Annotated in this window: 11 protein-coding genes; 2 read left to right on the top strand and 9 right to left on the bottom strand. The window is 71.9% G+C overall.

Annotated elements, in window-relative coordinates; translation table 11 throughout:
* Positions 1-160: 160 nt before the first annotated feature.
* Positions 161-1,789 (bottom strand): cation acetate symporter, encoded by a 1,629-nt coding sequence (locus tag IH80_RS0120070; RefSeq protein ID WP_030962186.1) that lies wholly within the window; start codon positions 1,787-1,789, stop codon positions 161-163.
* A complete protein-coding gene (locus tag IH80_RS0120065; RefSeq protein WP_030962185.1) occupies positions 1,786-2,151 on the bottom strand; it encodes a DUF485 domain-containing protein in 366 nt (121 codons plus the stop codon). The genes IH80_RS0120070 and IH80_RS0120065 overlap by 4 nt, the downstream gene beginning before the upstream one ends.
* 256 nt (positions 2,152-2,407) lie before the next feature.
* Here IH80_RS0120065 and IH80_RS0120060 point away from each other — a divergent pair, with 256 nt between their 5' ends.
* Positions 2,408-3,949: a S8 family serine peptidase gene (locus tag IH80_RS0120060; protein ID WP_030962184.1), complete on the top strand. Its 1,542-nt coding sequence runs from the start codon at positions 2,408-2,410 to the stop codon at positions 3,947-3,949.
* Positions 3,950-4,022: 73 nt separating this feature from the next.
* Here IH80_RS0120060 and IH80_RS0120055 read toward each other — a convergent pair whose 3' ends face one another.
* The 3 genes from IH80_RS0120055 to IH80_RS0120045 are packed head-to-tail and all read right to left on the bottom strand — an operon-like array spanning position 4,023 to position 6,860.
* On the bottom strand, positions 4,023-5,066 hold the full coding sequence (locus IH80_RS0120055) for a zinc-dependent alcohol dehydrogenase family protein (protein ID WP_030962182.1): 1,044 nt from the start codon (positions 5,064-5,066) through the stop codon (positions 4,023-4,025).
* A gap of 55 nt (positions 5,067-5,121) precedes the next feature.
* Entirely contained in the window at positions 5,122-5,808 is a 687-nt protein-coding gene (locus tag IH80_RS0120050; RefSeq protein ID WP_030962180.1) for a lysoplasmalogenase, read from the bottom strand.
* Positions 5,805-6,860: a sterol desaturase family protein gene (locus tag IH80_RS0120045; RefSeq protein WP_078906637.1), complete on the bottom strand. Its 1,056-nt coding sequence runs from the start codon at positions 6,858-6,860 to the stop codon at positions 5,805-5,807. Before IH80_RS0120045 ends, IH80_RS0120050 begins: the two co-directional genes overlap by 4 nt.
* Positions 6,861-6,953: 93 nt before the next feature.
* Between IH80_RS0120045 and IH80_RS0120040 the strand changes: the two genes are divergently transcribed.
* Entirely contained in the window at positions 6,954-10,016 is a 3,063-nt protein-coding gene (locus IH80_RS0120040) for an NACHT domain-containing protein (RefSeq protein WP_030962177.1), read from the top strand.
* A 24-nt stretch (positions 10,017-10,040) separates the two neighbouring features.
* Here the strand turns inward: IH80_RS0120040 and IH80_RS0120035 are convergent, their stop codons facing one another.
* From IH80_RS0120035 to IH80_RS0120020, 4 genes are all read right to left on the bottom strand, one after another.
* On the bottom strand, positions 10,041-11,240 hold the full coding sequence (locus tag IH80_RS0120035) for an amidohydrolase family protein (RefSeq protein WP_030962176.1): 1,200 nt from the start codon (positions 11,238-11,240) through the stop codon (positions 10,041-10,043).
* Between the two features lie 98 nt (positions 11,241-11,338).
* A complete protein-coding gene (locus IH80_RS0120030; RefSeq protein WP_051809594.1) occupies positions 11,339-12,655 on the bottom strand; it encodes an amidohydrolase family protein in 1,317 nt (438 codons plus the stop codon).
* Positions 12,656-12,667: 12 nt separating this feature from the next.
* Positions 12,668-13,552 (bottom strand): SDR family NAD(P)-dependent oxidoreductase, encoded by an 885-nt coding sequence (locus tag IH80_RS0120025; RefSeq protein WP_030962173.1) that lies wholly within the window; start codon positions 13,550-13,552, stop codon positions 12,668-12,670.
* Between the two features lies 1 nt (position 13,553).
* Positions 13,554-14,351, bottom strand: a complete 798-nt coding sequence (locus IH80_RS0120020) for an acetoacetate decarboxylase family protein (RefSeq protein WP_030962172.1) — start codon at positions 14,349-14,351, stop codon at positions 13,554-13,556.
* Between the last annotated feature and the right edge of the window lie 66 nt (positions 14,352-14,417).

The following is a 14,417-nucleotide window of genomic DNA, read 5'->3' as shown; positions in this document are numbered from 1 at the left end:
GTCCGGAAGTAGACATACGCGCGACATGGGAGCTACTGCACGCGTTCTATTTCGAGACTACGTGACGCATGTGTCGTTCCGTGATGCCCAAATGAACGAGACGTGACGTGGCCGTGTCGTAGGGACCTACGACACGGCCACGCCGGGTGTTCGGACGATGTCAGTGCGCCCCTGTTCCGGTGAGTGAGCGCACCTCCAGCTCGGCGAACTTCTGCGGGTCCGCCTTCTCCTTGGTGAGGACGGTTCCCAGCCATCCGAGGAGGAAGCCGAGGGGGATGGAGATGATGCCCGGGTTCTCCAGGGGGAACCAGAAGAAGTCGGCGTCCTTGAACATCGAGGTCGGCTTGCCGGACACGACCGGGGAGAAGAGCACCAGGCCGACGGCGGAGACCAGTCCGCCGTAGATCGACCAGAGCGCCCCCTGGGTGGTGAAGCGCTTCCAGAAGAGGCTGTAGAGGATCGTCGGCAGGTTGGCGGAGGCGGCGACCGCGAAGGCGAGCGCGACGAGGCCGGCCACGTTCAGGTCGCGGGCCAGCGCGCCCAGGCCGATGGCGACGGCGCCGATGACGACCGTGGACCAGCGGGCTGCGCGCACCTCCTCCTGCTCGGTGGCCTTGCCCCTGCGGATCACGTTCACGTACAGGTCGTGGGCGAAGGACGAGGAGGAGGCGAGGGTGAGGCCCGCGACCACGGCGAGGATGGTGGCGAAGGCGACCGCGGAGATGACGGCGAGCAGGACGGCGCCGCCCGTGGAGTCCGCTCCGCCGCCCACGGCCTGGGCCAGCAGGGGTGCGGCGGTGTTGCCCGCCTTGTTCGAGGCCAGGATGTCCGCGCGCTCCAGCAGGGCCGCGGCGCCGAAGCCGAGGGCGATGGTCATCAGGTAGAAGGCGCCGATGATGCCGATGGCCCAGTTCACGGACTTACGGGCGGCCTTGGCGGTGGGCACGGTGTAGAAGCGGATCAGGATGTGCGGGAGGCCGGCGGTGCCGAGGACGAGGGCGAGGCCGAGGGAGAGGAAGTCCAGCTTCGAGGTGGCGTCCTTGCCGTACTTGAGGCCCGGTTCGAGGAACTTGGCGCCCTGTCCGCTGTTCTCGGCGGCCTTGCCCAGCAGGTCGGAGACGTTGAAGTTGAACTTCACCAGCACCAGGAGGGTGATCAGCAGGGCGCCCGCGATCAGCAGGACCGCCTTGATCATCTGGACCCAGGTGGTGCCCTTCATACCGCCGATGGTCACGTAGACGATCATCAGGACGCCGACGAGCGCGACGACCGCCACCTTGCCGCCGTCGCTGGTGATGCCGAGGAGCAGCGAGACGAGGACGCCGGCTCCGGCCATCTGGGCGAGCAGGTAGAAGATCGAGACCACGATGGTGGAGGTGCCGGCGGCGGTACGGACGGGCCGCTGGCGCATCCGGTACGCGAGGACGTCGCCCATCGTGTAGCGGCCGGAGTTGCGCAGCGGCTCGGCGACGAGCAGCAGGGCGACCAGCCAGGCGACGAGGAAGCCGATGGAGTAGAGGAAGCCGTCGTAGCCGAAGAGGGCGATGGCTCCGGCGATGCCCAGGAAGGACGCGGCGGACATGTAGTCGCCGGAGATGGCGAGGCCGTTCTGGAAGCCGGTGAACTGGCGGCCGCCCGCGTAGAAGTCCGCGGCGTCCTTGGTCTGGCGGCCGGCCCAGACCGTGATGATCAGGGTGGCGACGACGAACAGCCCGAACAGGGTGATGATGAGCGGGCGGTGCTCGGAGGCGCCGGCCGCGACCGTCGTCAGGTGGTGCGCTCTGCTCATTCGGAGGCCTCCATCCGCGCCTTGATGGCCGCCGCCCGGGGGTCGAGCTTGGCGGCGGCGTGGCGGGCGTAGAGCCAGGCGATGAGGAAGGTCGTCGCGAACTGGGCGAGGCCGAGCACCAGGGCGACGTTGATGTTGCCGAAGACCTTGGTCCCCATGAAGCCGCCCGCGTAGTTGGACAGCAGGACGTAGAGCAGGTACCAGGCGATGAAGGCCACGGTGAGCGGAAAGGCGAAGGAGCGGTAGGAGCGGCGGAGTTCGGCGAACTCGGGGCTCTGCTGGACGCTCACGAACTCATCGGCCGTGGGGCCCGCCAGGGGCGTTCCCGCGCTGCCGGGGGGCGGCGCTGCTTCGGTGGTCACGGGGGAATCTCCTTGTGACGCAGGTGCGGTGGGGACGACGGACAAAGCAACCTCCGTGGGGGGATCGATGGCGCTGAGCCCCCTCTGTCAACGGCACGGCCGGCGTGTCGCGACGGTTCAACGCCCAGGGATCTTTCAGGAACTGATTTCTCGAACTGATGGCGGAAAGGGGAACGGCGGCACTAGGTTCACTTGTCATGGACCCGTCCGGCGCGACCGCGCGCGGACGGCTTTTTCAAGATGATCTGGAGAACCCATGGCTCATCTGGGATCCGCCCGCCGGCGTGCCCTCGCCGTACCGGTCGGCCTGGCGCTCACCGCCTCGCTCGCCCTGCTGCCCTCGGTGTCGGCCTCCGCCGCCCCGCTGGACGGCACCGCGGGTACGGCGACGGCTCCGAAGGCCACGGCCGACGGCCCCAAGCTGTCCTACGTGGCCAACCTGAACGCCTACGCCACGGTGAAGGCGGCCAAGAAGGCCATCGAGCGGGCCGGCGGAACGGTGGTGACGGCCTATGAGCAGATCGGGGTCGTCGTCGCACACTCCCAGAACCCGGACTTCGCCAAGCAGCTGCGCGCCCAGCGTGGGCTGTTCGTGTCGGTCGGCGCCACCCGGACGGCGCCGATGCAGGCGGTGCAGACCACCGACGAGGGGGCGACCCAGCGGCTGAGCGAGGCCGACGCCGCCAAGGCGGCGGCGCAGGCCCAGGAGGGTCAGGAGCCGCTCGAGCCCAACCAGTGGGACCTGCGGACGATCAAGGCCGACGAGGCTCACAAGATCAACGATGGCAGCCAGGACGTCACCGTGGGCATCATCGACACGGGTGTGGACGACACCCACCCCGATCTCGCCCCGAACTTCTCCAAGGGCCAGTCCGCCAACTGCGTCGGCGGCGTCGCCGACACCACCGAGGGCGCCTGGCGGCCGTACCCGGACGGCAGCGACCACGGCACGCACGTGGCCGGCACCATCGGCGCCCCGCGCAACGGCGTCGGCATCAGCGGTGTGGCGCCCGGCGTGAAGATCGCCGCGATCAAGGTGAGCGAGCCCGGGACCAGCCTCTTCTACACCGAGGCGGTCGTCTGCGGCTTCATGTTCGCCGCCGAGAAGGGGATCGAGGTGACCAACAACAGCTACTACGTCGACCCGTGGCTCTTCAACTGCAAGACCGACGACGACCAGAAGGCGCTGGTGGAGGCCATCGGCCGGGCCACCAAGTACGCCGAGCGCAAGGGCACCCTGCACGTGGCCTCGGCCGGCAACTCCAACCAGGACCTGGCCGCGGCCTCCCTGGAGGACACCACCAGCCCGAACGACACCACCCCGGTCACCCGCACCATCGACCCGAAGGTCTGCCTGGACCTGCCCACGCAGCTGCCGGGCGTGGTCACCGTCTCCGCGACCGGCGACAAGGGCCTGCGCTCCTACTACTCCAGCTACGGCCTCGGAGTCGTGGACGTCGCGGCCCCCGGCGGCGACAAGTGGCAGGTCCCGGCCACCCCGGACGCCAACGGGCGCGTGCTGTCGACCGTCCCGGGCGGCTACGGCTACAAGCAGGGCACCTCGATGGCCGCCCCGCACGTCGCGGGCGTCGCGGCGCTGCTCAAGAGCGCCCACCCCTCGGCCTCGCCCTCCCAGCTCCAGGCGATGCTGAAGGCGCAGTCCACCAAGGCCACGTGCCCGGCCCAGATCTACGACGCCACCGGCGCGCTGATCAACGCCACCACCTGCCAGGCCAAGTGGGGCCAGACCGGCTACTACGGCTACGGCGTCGTCGACGCCCTCAAGGCCGTGAAGTAGTACGGCTCACCGTGACGGACGGGCCGGGCGGGGAGCTTCCCCGCCCGGCCCGTCCGCCACTCCGGCGCCAGGGTCAGGGCTTGATCAGTACCTTGAGCGCGCTGCGGTCGTCCATGGCGCGGTAGCCGTCCGGCACCTCGTCCAGGGACACCGCGCGGTCGAAGACGGGCGCCGGGTCGATCGCCCCGCTGAGCACGTCCTCCAGCAGCTCCGGGATGTAGGCGCGGACGGGGGCCACACCGCCGCGCAGGGTGATGTTGCGGTCGAACATGACGCCGAGGTCGAGGCCGGTGCCGCTGCCGTGCGGGACGCCGACGTAGCCGATGGCGCCGCCGTCGCGGGTGACGTTCACCGCCGTGCGCATGGACTGCTCGGTGCCGACCGCCTCGATGACGCAGTGCGCGCCGCGGCCGCCGGTCAGCTCCCGCACGGCCGCCTCGGCGGCCTCGCCGCGCTCGGCGACGACGTCGGTGGCCCCGAAGAGCCTGGCGATGTCCGTTCGGACGGTGTGGCGGCCCAGCGCGATGATCCGCTCGGCGCCGAGGCGCTTGGCGGCGAGGACGCCGCACAGGCCGACGGCGCCGTCGCCCACCACGGCGACCGTCGCGCCCGGGCGTACGCCCGCGCCCAGCGCGGCGTGGTGCCCGGTGCCCATGACGTCGGAGAGGGCGAGCAGGCCCGTGAGCAGGTGGTCGTCGGAGACGGCCTCGGCGGGCAGCTTCACCAGCGTGCCGTCGGCGTGCGGGACGCGCACCGCCTCGCCCTGGCCGCCGTCGTGGCCGACCGAGCCCCAGAAGCCGCCGTGGTCGCAGGAGGTGTAGAGGCCCTCCTTGCAGTACTCGCAGGTGCCGTCCGACCACATGAAGGGCGCGACGACCAGGTCTCCCGCGCGCACGCCGGAGACGGCCGGGCCGGTCTCCTCGACGACGCCCAGGAACTCGTGGCCGATGCGCTGGCCCGGCCGTCGCTCGGCCTCACCGCGGTAGGCCCACAGGTCGCTGCCGCAGATGCAGGCGCGCAGGACGCGGACGACGGCGTCCTCGGGCCGCTGGATCGCAGCGTCGGGCACCTCCTCCACGCGTATGTCGTGCGGGGCGTGGATGACGGTGGCGCGCATGGTGGTGCAGTCCTCCGGCTCGAAATGGTTCAGTCTTGTACGACTGACGGCCGTCCTACGGTACGCCTGCTTCGCGGGTGGTCGCGCCGGTCGCCAGCAGGTACTGGGCGGCCAGGTAGGTGGCCATGATCCAGAAGTCCGGGCGGGGCAGCTGCGGCCATTCCGCGACGCCGGTGGCGATGAGGGTGTCGGACAGCAGGAACAGCGCACCGCCGATGCCGGCCCGCACGCCGAGGGCGCTGGAGCGGAAGGCCATGGCGGTGAGCAGCAGGCTGTAGCCGGCCACGGGGATCCGCAGGTCGGCGGGCAGGTCGGCCCACAGCAGGGCGACGGTTCCGAGGAGCGCCAGGACGTAGGCGCCCCCGAGCAGGGCGTTCGCGGGACGCTTGCCGAACAGGACCAGGTAGCAGACGTGCCCGACGGCGAAGGAGCCCATCCCGACGAGGAAGGCGGCCTCGGCGTCGAAGAGCAGGGCCAGGTCCCCGCCCCAGCCGAACAGCAGCGCGGCCACCAGCAGGCGGGGCGCGCCGCGCGTGATCACGTAGGCGACGAGCAGCGGCATCAGCAGCGGCTTGGCGATCACGTGCCCGAGGTGCCAGTCGGCCAGCAGCGACCCGAGGTCGGCGGCGGCGGCCACGGCGAAGGCGGCGAGGGCGGTGCGGCCGAGCCGGGCCCGGTCGGCCGCCGCCCCGTCGGCGGCCCAGGAAGGGGCGGGCCGGCCGGTGGACTCTGCGGTGCTCACGCGGTGCTCTCCTGTACGGCCGGGTCGGCGGCGGGCGCGGCGGCCCCGGCGGCCGGGACGGCGGTGGCCCGGTCCGGCGCGGGCGCCGGTGCGGGCGCGGTGGCCCTGGCGGCCGTGGCCCGGTCCGGCGCGGGTGCCGGTGCGGCGGTGGCCCGGTCCGGCGCGGGCGCCGGTGCGGGCGCGGTGGCGGCGGTGGCAGTGGCAGTGGCAGTGGCGGCCGTGGCGGCGGGCTGCCAGCCGGGGCCGCGGAAGACCCGGCCGGCCCGCTCGCTCCAGCTTCGGGCGGCGCGTACGTCCCGGGCGATGGCGGCGTACTCGTGGGTGGCCACGCGCAGCGGGTTGTAGGTGTTGATGTTCTTGGTGAGCCCGTAGACGGGCTTCTCGGTCTCGCCCACCCAGGAGCCGAACATCCGGTCCCAGATGATCAGGATGCCGCCGTAGTTGCGGTCCAGGTAGCCGCCCTGGGAGGCGTGGTGGACGCGGTGGTGCGAGGGGGTGTTGAAGACGTACTCGTAGGCCCGCGGCAGCTTCCCGATGCGCTCGGTGTGCACCCAGAACTGGTAGAGCAGGTTGATGCCGTAGCAGAACGGGATCACGGCCGGGTGCACCCCGACGGCCACCATCGGCAGGTAGAACCAGTACGTCGTGGCACTGGTCCAGGGCTGCCGCAGGGCGGTGGTGAGGTTGAACTTCCGGCTGCTGTGGTGGACCACGTGACAGGCCCACAGGATGCGGATGACGTGGTGGCCGCGGTGCTGCCAGTAGTAGAGGAAGTCCTGGGCGAGCAGCATCAGCGGGATGGTCCACCACAGCAACGGCACGCGCAGCGGGGTCAGTTCGTAGACGGCGGTGAAGACCGCCACCACCGGGATCTTCCAGAGCAGGTCGAAGCCGATGCTGCCGAGCCCCATGCCGATGCTGGTGACGGCGTCCTTGGTGTCGTATCCGGCCGCGTCCTCGTCGGGATGGAGCCGGTAGCTCACCAGCTCGATGACGGTGAGCAGCACGAAGGCGGGTATGGACCACAGCACGACATCGGGCAGGTTCGGCATGTCCGCACCATAGAGGCGCCTTCGGGGCTGCCGCTAGAGGTTGTTACCGATCGGTATCCGTCAAGGTTACCGACGGTTCGGGGAGGGTGGGGAATGACGGGATTCGAGACGGTTCTCTTACGGGTGGCGGGGACGGCGGCGAGCGCCCTGATCAGGTCCGCTCTGTCCCGGGCCCCCGGCGCGGGTCTGACCGCGGACCCGGCCCGCCCGGTGCCGAGGTGGCGCCGAACGACCGCGGAGCTGGGCGAGCCGGAGATCCGCCGGCTGACGGAGACCCTCGCGGCCCGCATGGACGAGGCCACCGCCCGCCTCCCGGAACACGAGCGCCTGGCGGCGGTGGCCGCGGCCGGCGACGCCTTCGCCGCGCTGGGCCCGCTGGACGCGGAGGCCCTTTTCGCGGCGGACCTGGACCCGGCGACCCTGGCGGCGACACTGCCGCCGGCCCCGCCCGGCCTGGGCGAGGCGGCCGAGGCCCTGTACGGGCGGCTGGTCCGGCTGTGCTGCGAGCACACCGTGGAGTACCTGACGACCCTGCCGGGCTTCGGTGCCCGCGCGGACGTGGAACTGGTCCGGCGAACGGGGGACCTGGCGCGTGCGGTGGGCCGCCTCGGCGAAGCCGGGGACGGGACGGCGTACGCCTTCGAAGAGCGTTACGCGCACTACATCGCCGCGACCCACGGGCGCCTCCAGCTCTTCGGCATCACCCTCAGCCGCTCCCGCCAGGAATGGCCCCTGGACGTGGCGTACATCAGCCTGTCGGTCAGCGGCGCGGAGCAGTTCCTGCCGGGCGAACCGGCCGTGCACCGGACCCAGGTCCGTGCCGAGCAGGCCCTCGCCTCCGCCGACCGGGTCCTGCTGCGCGGCCCGGCGGGCTCGGGGAAATCGACCCTGGTCCAGTGGCTGGCCCTCAACGCGGCCCGGCAGAGCGACGGACCGTGGAGCACGTGCGTGCCGCTCGTGTTGCGACTGCGCTCCTTCACCGCGTCGGGCGACCTGCCGCTGCCGGAGGACTTCCTGCGCGCGGGCGGCGTACCGCTGTCCGCCCCGTCGGGCTGGGTCGAGGACCTCATGCTGAGCGGCCGGGCGCTGGTCCTCGTGGACGGCGTGGACGAGGTCCCACAACGGCTGCGCGCCCGCACGGAGACCTGGCTGCGCTCGCTCGTCTCCGCGTTCCCGAAGGCGCGGTACGTGGTGACCACCCGCCCGTCGGCGGTCCCGGAGGACTGGCTCGCGGGCCTCGGATTCTCCACCCACTCGATGCTGCCGATGGAACAGCGCGACATCCGGGCCTTCGTGGAGCACTGGCACGCGGCCGCGCGGGCGCAGGGGCAGGAGGTGGACGCGTACGAAGCCTCGCTGCGCAACGCGGTCGCCTCCCGCCGCGATCTGGCCCGGCTGGCGACCAATCCGCTGATGTGCGCCCTGCTCTGCGCCCTCAACCAGGACCGGCGGATGCAGCTCCCCCGGGCCCGCAAGGAACTGTACGACGCGGCACTGGACATGCTGTTGGTCCGCCGGGACACCGAGCGGGAGATCAGCGGGGTCGAGGGGGTCCACCTCACTCGTGAGGAACAGATCGCGCTGCTCCAGCGGCTCGCGTACTGGCTGATCCGCAACGGGCAGTGGGAGGCGGCACGGGACGAGGCCGTCGAGATGCTGAACGAGTGGCTCGACGCGATGCCGCAGGTGCGGGCACAGGGCGGGGCCGAGCCCGTCTTCGCGCACCTGCTGATCCGCAGCGGCCTGCTCCTGGAGCCGTCCCCGGGCTCGGTGACCTTCGTCCACCGCACCTTCCAGGACTACCTCGGCGCCAAGGCGGCGGTGGAGTCGCGGGACTTCGGGGTGCTGGTGAAGAACGCGCAGGACGATTCCTGGGACGACGTGGTCCGCATGGCGGTGGGCCACGCCCGCCCGGACGAGCGCGCCCGCCTCCTGCGGGGCCTGCTCCGCCGCGCCGACAAGGTGAAGTCGGCCCACGACCGCCTCGTCCTGCTGGCGGCAGCCTGCCTGGAACACGCCCCGGAGCTGGACCCCGAGGTACGGGCGGACGTGCGGGCGCGCACGGCGCGCCTGCTACCGCCCCGCACCCGCGCACAGGCGCGGCAACTCGCCGACGTCGGCGAGCTCGTCCTGGAACTCCTGCCCCCGGAGGCCGATCTCGACGAGGACGAGGCGGAAGCAGTCGTCCGTACGGCGGGGTGGATCGGCGGACCGCGCGCCTTGGAGGTCGTCGCGCGCTTCCGCCAGGACACCCGCTTGAGCGTGGCTTTCGCGCTGTCGGACGTCTGGGCCCACTTCCCCACGGAGGAGTACACCGAGGCGGTGCTGTCGACCGCCACCCTGCCGGGGTCGTACCTGCTGGTGAGCACCGAGGAGCAGGCGGCCCGGGTCGGGCGGTTGACCCACCTGAAGCGGATCAACCTGCACTGGGCTCCCGGTCTACCTGTGCTGGTCGCGCAGCGCCCGGACCTCGAGCACCTCTTCGTGTACCGCAACGACGGGCTGACCGACCTCTCCCTGCTGGCGCCCATGGACCGGCTGGCCTTCCTGGGCCTGTCGATGTGCCCGAACGTACGCGACCTCGCACCACTGTCGGGGCTGCCGCTGCGCGAGCTGAGTCTGGTCGGGCTGCCGGCGGGTCTCCCGCTGGAACCGGTGCGCGGCCTCCCGCTGGAGAGGCTGACCCTGGGCTACCGGACCTCCACCGACCGGGTCGGCGACCTGCCGCTCCCCGAAGGGCTGCGGGGGCTCCACCTGCTGCAGGGAGCGGCCGGTCTGTCGCTGGAGGGACTGGAGCGCATCCCCGAACTGGAGAGCCTGTCGATCGTCGGCGACGACCGGTTCGACGAGCTCACCGAAATGGCCGCGCCCGCGCTCACGCACCTGGCCGTCGCCGCCGTGACGCCCGACCTCGGCCGGCTGCTCCGGTACCAGCAGTTGATCGCCCTGACGCTGAACCAGTGCTCCATCGGCGACCTCGCACCGCTGCGGTCCCTGCTCGGACTCAGGTTCCTCACCCTCAACAACTGCGAAGGGAGCCTCGACCTCACCCCGCTGGCCGGACTGGACCGCGTCGCGATCACCGTGTTCGGCGGCGCGGCCGTCACCGGCGCCGAGCTCTTCCCGCCGGAGCGGCTCAGGCTGCGCGGCTCCTGAGCCGCTCCGGGGGGAGCACAGCGGCTACCAGACGCGGACCGACCCCCCTCGGGCGAAGGCCGGGCTGGTGGCCTCGGGTGGGACCTCCGTCAGGGGTTCGGCGATCTCCGAGACCAGCGGGCCGTGTTGCGCGGCCAGGGCGTCCAGCAGGGTGAGGTCGAAGCCGTAGACGCGGGCCGCGTTGCCGCCGGCCATCGCGGCGACCTCGTCCCGCGGGAGGCCCGCGTAGGCGATGCGGAGGCCTTCGCGGGAGTACGGCGTGGTGCCCTCGTCGTGGGGGTAGTCGCTGCCCCACATGATCTTGTCGAGGCCGATCCGGTCCCGCAGCGGGACCTCGTGGGGGCGCATGAAGCTCGCCCCCACGAAGCAGTTGTCCCGCCAGACCTCGCTCGGCCCCTTGCCCATCGCCTCGGCGAGGCCCGCCCCGAACTTGGACTCGGCGGTGGAGGAGGCCGCGACCAGGCGGCCGTGGTAGTAGTCCAGCATCTCCAGCACGCCCGGGATCCAGCCGGAGCCCTGCTCCGTCAGGACCAGCTTGAGACCCGGGTGGCGCCGGAACGCCCCGCCGAAGACGAGGTGCCACAGGGCGCGGTGCGAGAACCAGGTGGTCTCCACCATGAAGACCGCCCGGGCCGCCGGTTCGTCGCCGAGCGGCGGCGAGGCCGAGCCCCCGTGGTGGTTGACCGGGACGTCCAGTTCGTCGCACACCGCCCAGACGGGGTCGTACGCGGCCGAGTACAGCTCGGGGACCGTGGAGCCGGGCGGCACGCCGGGGAGCAGGATGCCGCCCGTCAGGCCCGCCTCCTTCGTGCGGCGGATCTCCCGCACCGCCGCGTCGACGTCGTTGAGGAGGATCTGCGCGACCCCCGCCCGCCGGCCCGGCGCGTCCGCGCAGAAGTCCGCCAGCCAGCGGTTGTGGGCCTGGAGCCCGGCCCAGCGCATCGTGTACTCCGCGGCCGTCGGCGGCTGGGCCATCAGCGAGGCCTTGGGGAAGAACGGCGGGATGGTGTTGGGGAAGACGACCTCGGCGACGATGCCGTCGGCCTCCAGCTCCGCCAGGCGGCGCGCCGAGTTCCAGTTGCGGTCCGCCGTGTCCGCGAGGAGGTCCTCGTACGGGTTCACGTACGTGGTGGCCCAGGCGTCGAAGTCGTCGTGGTACCGCTTCTCCAGGTACGGCTTGTAGTCCAGGAGGTCGGCGCCCGCGTGGCAGTCCGCCGAGATCACCGTGTAGCGGTCCTCATCACGGCCGTTGCCGCCGTTGACGCGATCGCCGGCGTTGGCGGCGTTGCCGGCGTTGGCGCGACCGTTGCCGCCGTCGCCGGTCACTGCGCGACCCCCAGGACCGGGAAGTCGTGGTCCGTCAGCCAGTGCCGGCCCACCTCGCGCGAGCGCGCCCAGGAGGCCGCCACCGCCGCCTGGTCCGCGGACTGGCCCAGTTCGGCCGGGGTGGGGCCGATCCGGCGGGCGATCGGGGCCAGCTTCGCGGTGTCGAAGCCGAAGACCTCGGCCGCGGCGAGCCCGAGCATCCGCCGGGTCTCGTCGACCGGGATGTCGTGGAAGGTCCGGCGCAGCCAGTTGCGGGTGTCGGGCCAGGTGCCCTCGGGGTGTGGGAAGTCCGAGCCCCACAGGATGTTGTCGACGCCGATCTCGTAGCGCTGGGCCAGTTCGCGCCGCTTGGTGTTCGTCGCGCAGACGAAGACCTGGCGGTCCAGGTACTCGCTCGGCGGCCGCTTCAGCTCCTCGAAGGGCGAGAGCTTCTTGCCGCCGTGCGCGCCGAGGTAGAGCCGGTCCATGAACCACAGCTGGTTCGGCAGCCACCAGCAGCCCGACTCGGCGACCCCGAAGCGCAGGCCCGGGTGCCGCTCGAACACCCCCGACCAGAGCAGGAACCACAGCGGGCGGGCCGGCCACCAGGTGACCTCGGAGACGAAGATGCCCAGGTGGTCGCCGTACTCGTGGCGCGGCGAGGAGCCAGAGTGGGTGACGATCGGCATCCGCGTCTCGGCCGCCGCCGCCCAGACGGGGTCGTAGCGGCGGTCGTGGTAGGGCGCCTTGTCCACCCACATGGCGGGGATCATGAGCGCGCCCAGCCCGGACTCCTTGGCCCGGTGGATCTCGGCGACGACCTTGTCCGGCTCGCCCGTGACGGGCAGCAGCGCGACGCCGCAGTGGCGTTCGGGGGTCTGCGAGACGAACTCGGCCAGCCAGCGGTTGTGCGCCTGCGCGCCCGCCATGCCGAGCTCGGGGTCCTGGTCGCCGGAGAGTCCGAGGCCCACGCCGAAGGGGGCCGCGGTCTGGCTGTCGACCGCGTCCGCGTCGGGGAAGACGACCTCGGCGGCCACGCCGTCGCCGTCGAGTTCCTTCAGCCGCCGGCCCGTGTCCCAGCCTCCCCGGAGGCCCTCCTCGTGATCGCGGAACCACTTCTCGGCGAAGGCCTCGTTGCGGACGCCCAGCCGGGTGGCCTCCGCGCGGCGGGCGTCGCGCTGGCCGAGGAACTCGTCGAACTGGCGGTGGAAGCGGGAGTCGAGGTAGGGACGGTACTGCTCCGTGGGCAGGCCCGCGTGGCAGTCGGAGGAGATGATCAGGTACGGGTCTTCGTACGGGGTGTCGCTCGTGGTCTCACTGGTGGTGTCGCTCATGGCGGACGCTCCTCAGTCGAGGATGAAGCTCTCCAGGTAGGCGGGGTCGGCGCGGTCGAGCATCGACTGCGACCGGGCGCGGATCTGCCGGTCGCTGTGCTCGCTCGGCGGCAGCATCCAGAAGCGGTCGGCGCGGATGCCGTCGACGACGTGCTCCGCGACCTCCTCGACCGGGGTGAAGTTCACCTCGTGGCCGGCCTGCTTCATCGCGGCCTCGTACTGGTCGAGGCTGCGGTACGGGGTCCTGCGCGGGCGCTCCTTCGCGTACCGCTCGGGCCGGTTGCGGTGGGACTCCCACAGTCCGGTGCGCAGCATGTGCGGTCCGGGGAAGAGCACGGAGGCGCCGACGGCCGCGCCCTCCGCCTTGAGGTGGGCGTAGAGGGACTCGGTCATGGTGACCACGGCGGCCTTGGTGACGGCGTACACGGAGGCGGTGGGCAGCGGGGCGATGCCGCCGTCGCCGGAGGAGGTGTTGACGACGTGGCCGGGGGCGCCGCCGGCGATCATGCGGGGCACGAAGGCCTGGATGCCGTGGAAGACGCCCCACACGTTGACGGAGAAGGCCCACTTCCAGTCGTTGGGCTCGTGCTCCCACATCCGGCCCTCGGCGCCGGAGCCGACGCCCGCGTTGTTGCAGAGCACGTGGACGGCGCCGAAGGCGTCGTACGCCGCGTCGGCGAGGGCGAGGACGCAGTCGCGGTCGCTGACGTCGACGGTCCGGGCGAGGACCTGTGCCCCGTCCGCGGCGAGTTCCCGGGCGGCCTTGCGCAGAGCGGCCTCCTCGACGTCGGCAAGGACGACCTTCAGCCCTTCCGCGGCGAAGCGGCGGGCCATGGCCAGGCCGATGCCGCCGGCGGCGCCGGTGACGACGGCGACCTGTCCCGGTACGAGCCGCATCTCACAGGCTCCCTTCCGGCGGGCCGTCGAGGATCTGCAGGGGGTCGTCGTAGCGCTGGTGGACGTACGGGAGGAGGGCCCGGGCGCTGACCCGCTCGACGACCCGGCCCTGCTGGTCGGTGGTCTTCTCGCCGATGGTGATCTCCACGAGGCGGCGGACGGGAAGGTCCGCTACGGGATCGAACATCGACTCGCGCAGGACGACGTCTCCGGTGACGTGCTCCAGCCTGCGGACCTTTTCGTTGCGGACGCAGTGCACGAGGACCGGGTCCACGTCGAAGCCCGAACCGTCCACGGCGGGCAGGAACTTGAAGTAGAAGTCGGTCTTGCGGGTGGGTTCGGGCAGCGGGAGCGCGCGGTCCACGGCGCCGCGCACCTCGACGAAGGCGATCCCGTGCCGGGCGAGCGCGGCGCGTACGACGAGACCGTCGCGCTCGACGGTCACTTCACCCAGTTTCTTCGGTTCGCCGAAGACCTCGCGGCCGCCGGTCAGGGCGCGCTCGTGGGTCATCGGCATGACGAGCGGGTACCAGCCCTCCACCCCGTCGTGCTGGGCGGCGACGGCCACCGAGCCGGCGCCGAGCGGGTAGCCGGGCAGGTCGACCTTGCTGATGTTGGCCCGTACGAGGGGCCGCTCGGCCGGTTTGAGCGGCGGTGGGAGGACCGCGGCGACCACGTCCGGGTCGGTCTCCCAGAGGGCCACCACGCCGGTGGACCAGATGTCGGGGAGCTTGGAACTCTTCTCGCGCGACGCGGCGATCTCAGCCCCGCTGCGTGCTCCGTACCGTACGCGTGCCATGTCTCGCACCACCTCTCGGTTCGGGTCTGTAACACAGTTACACCGCCGCCGATGAAGGGTAAAGAC

The organism is Streptomyces sp. NRRL S-378, from assembly GCF_000720645.1.
In the GTDB taxonomy this organism is placed as follows: domain Bacteria; phylum Actinomycetota; class Actinomycetes; order Streptomycetales; family Streptomycetaceae; genus Streptomyces.
This window is presented reverse-complemented; position numbering and strand designations above follow the sequence as displayed.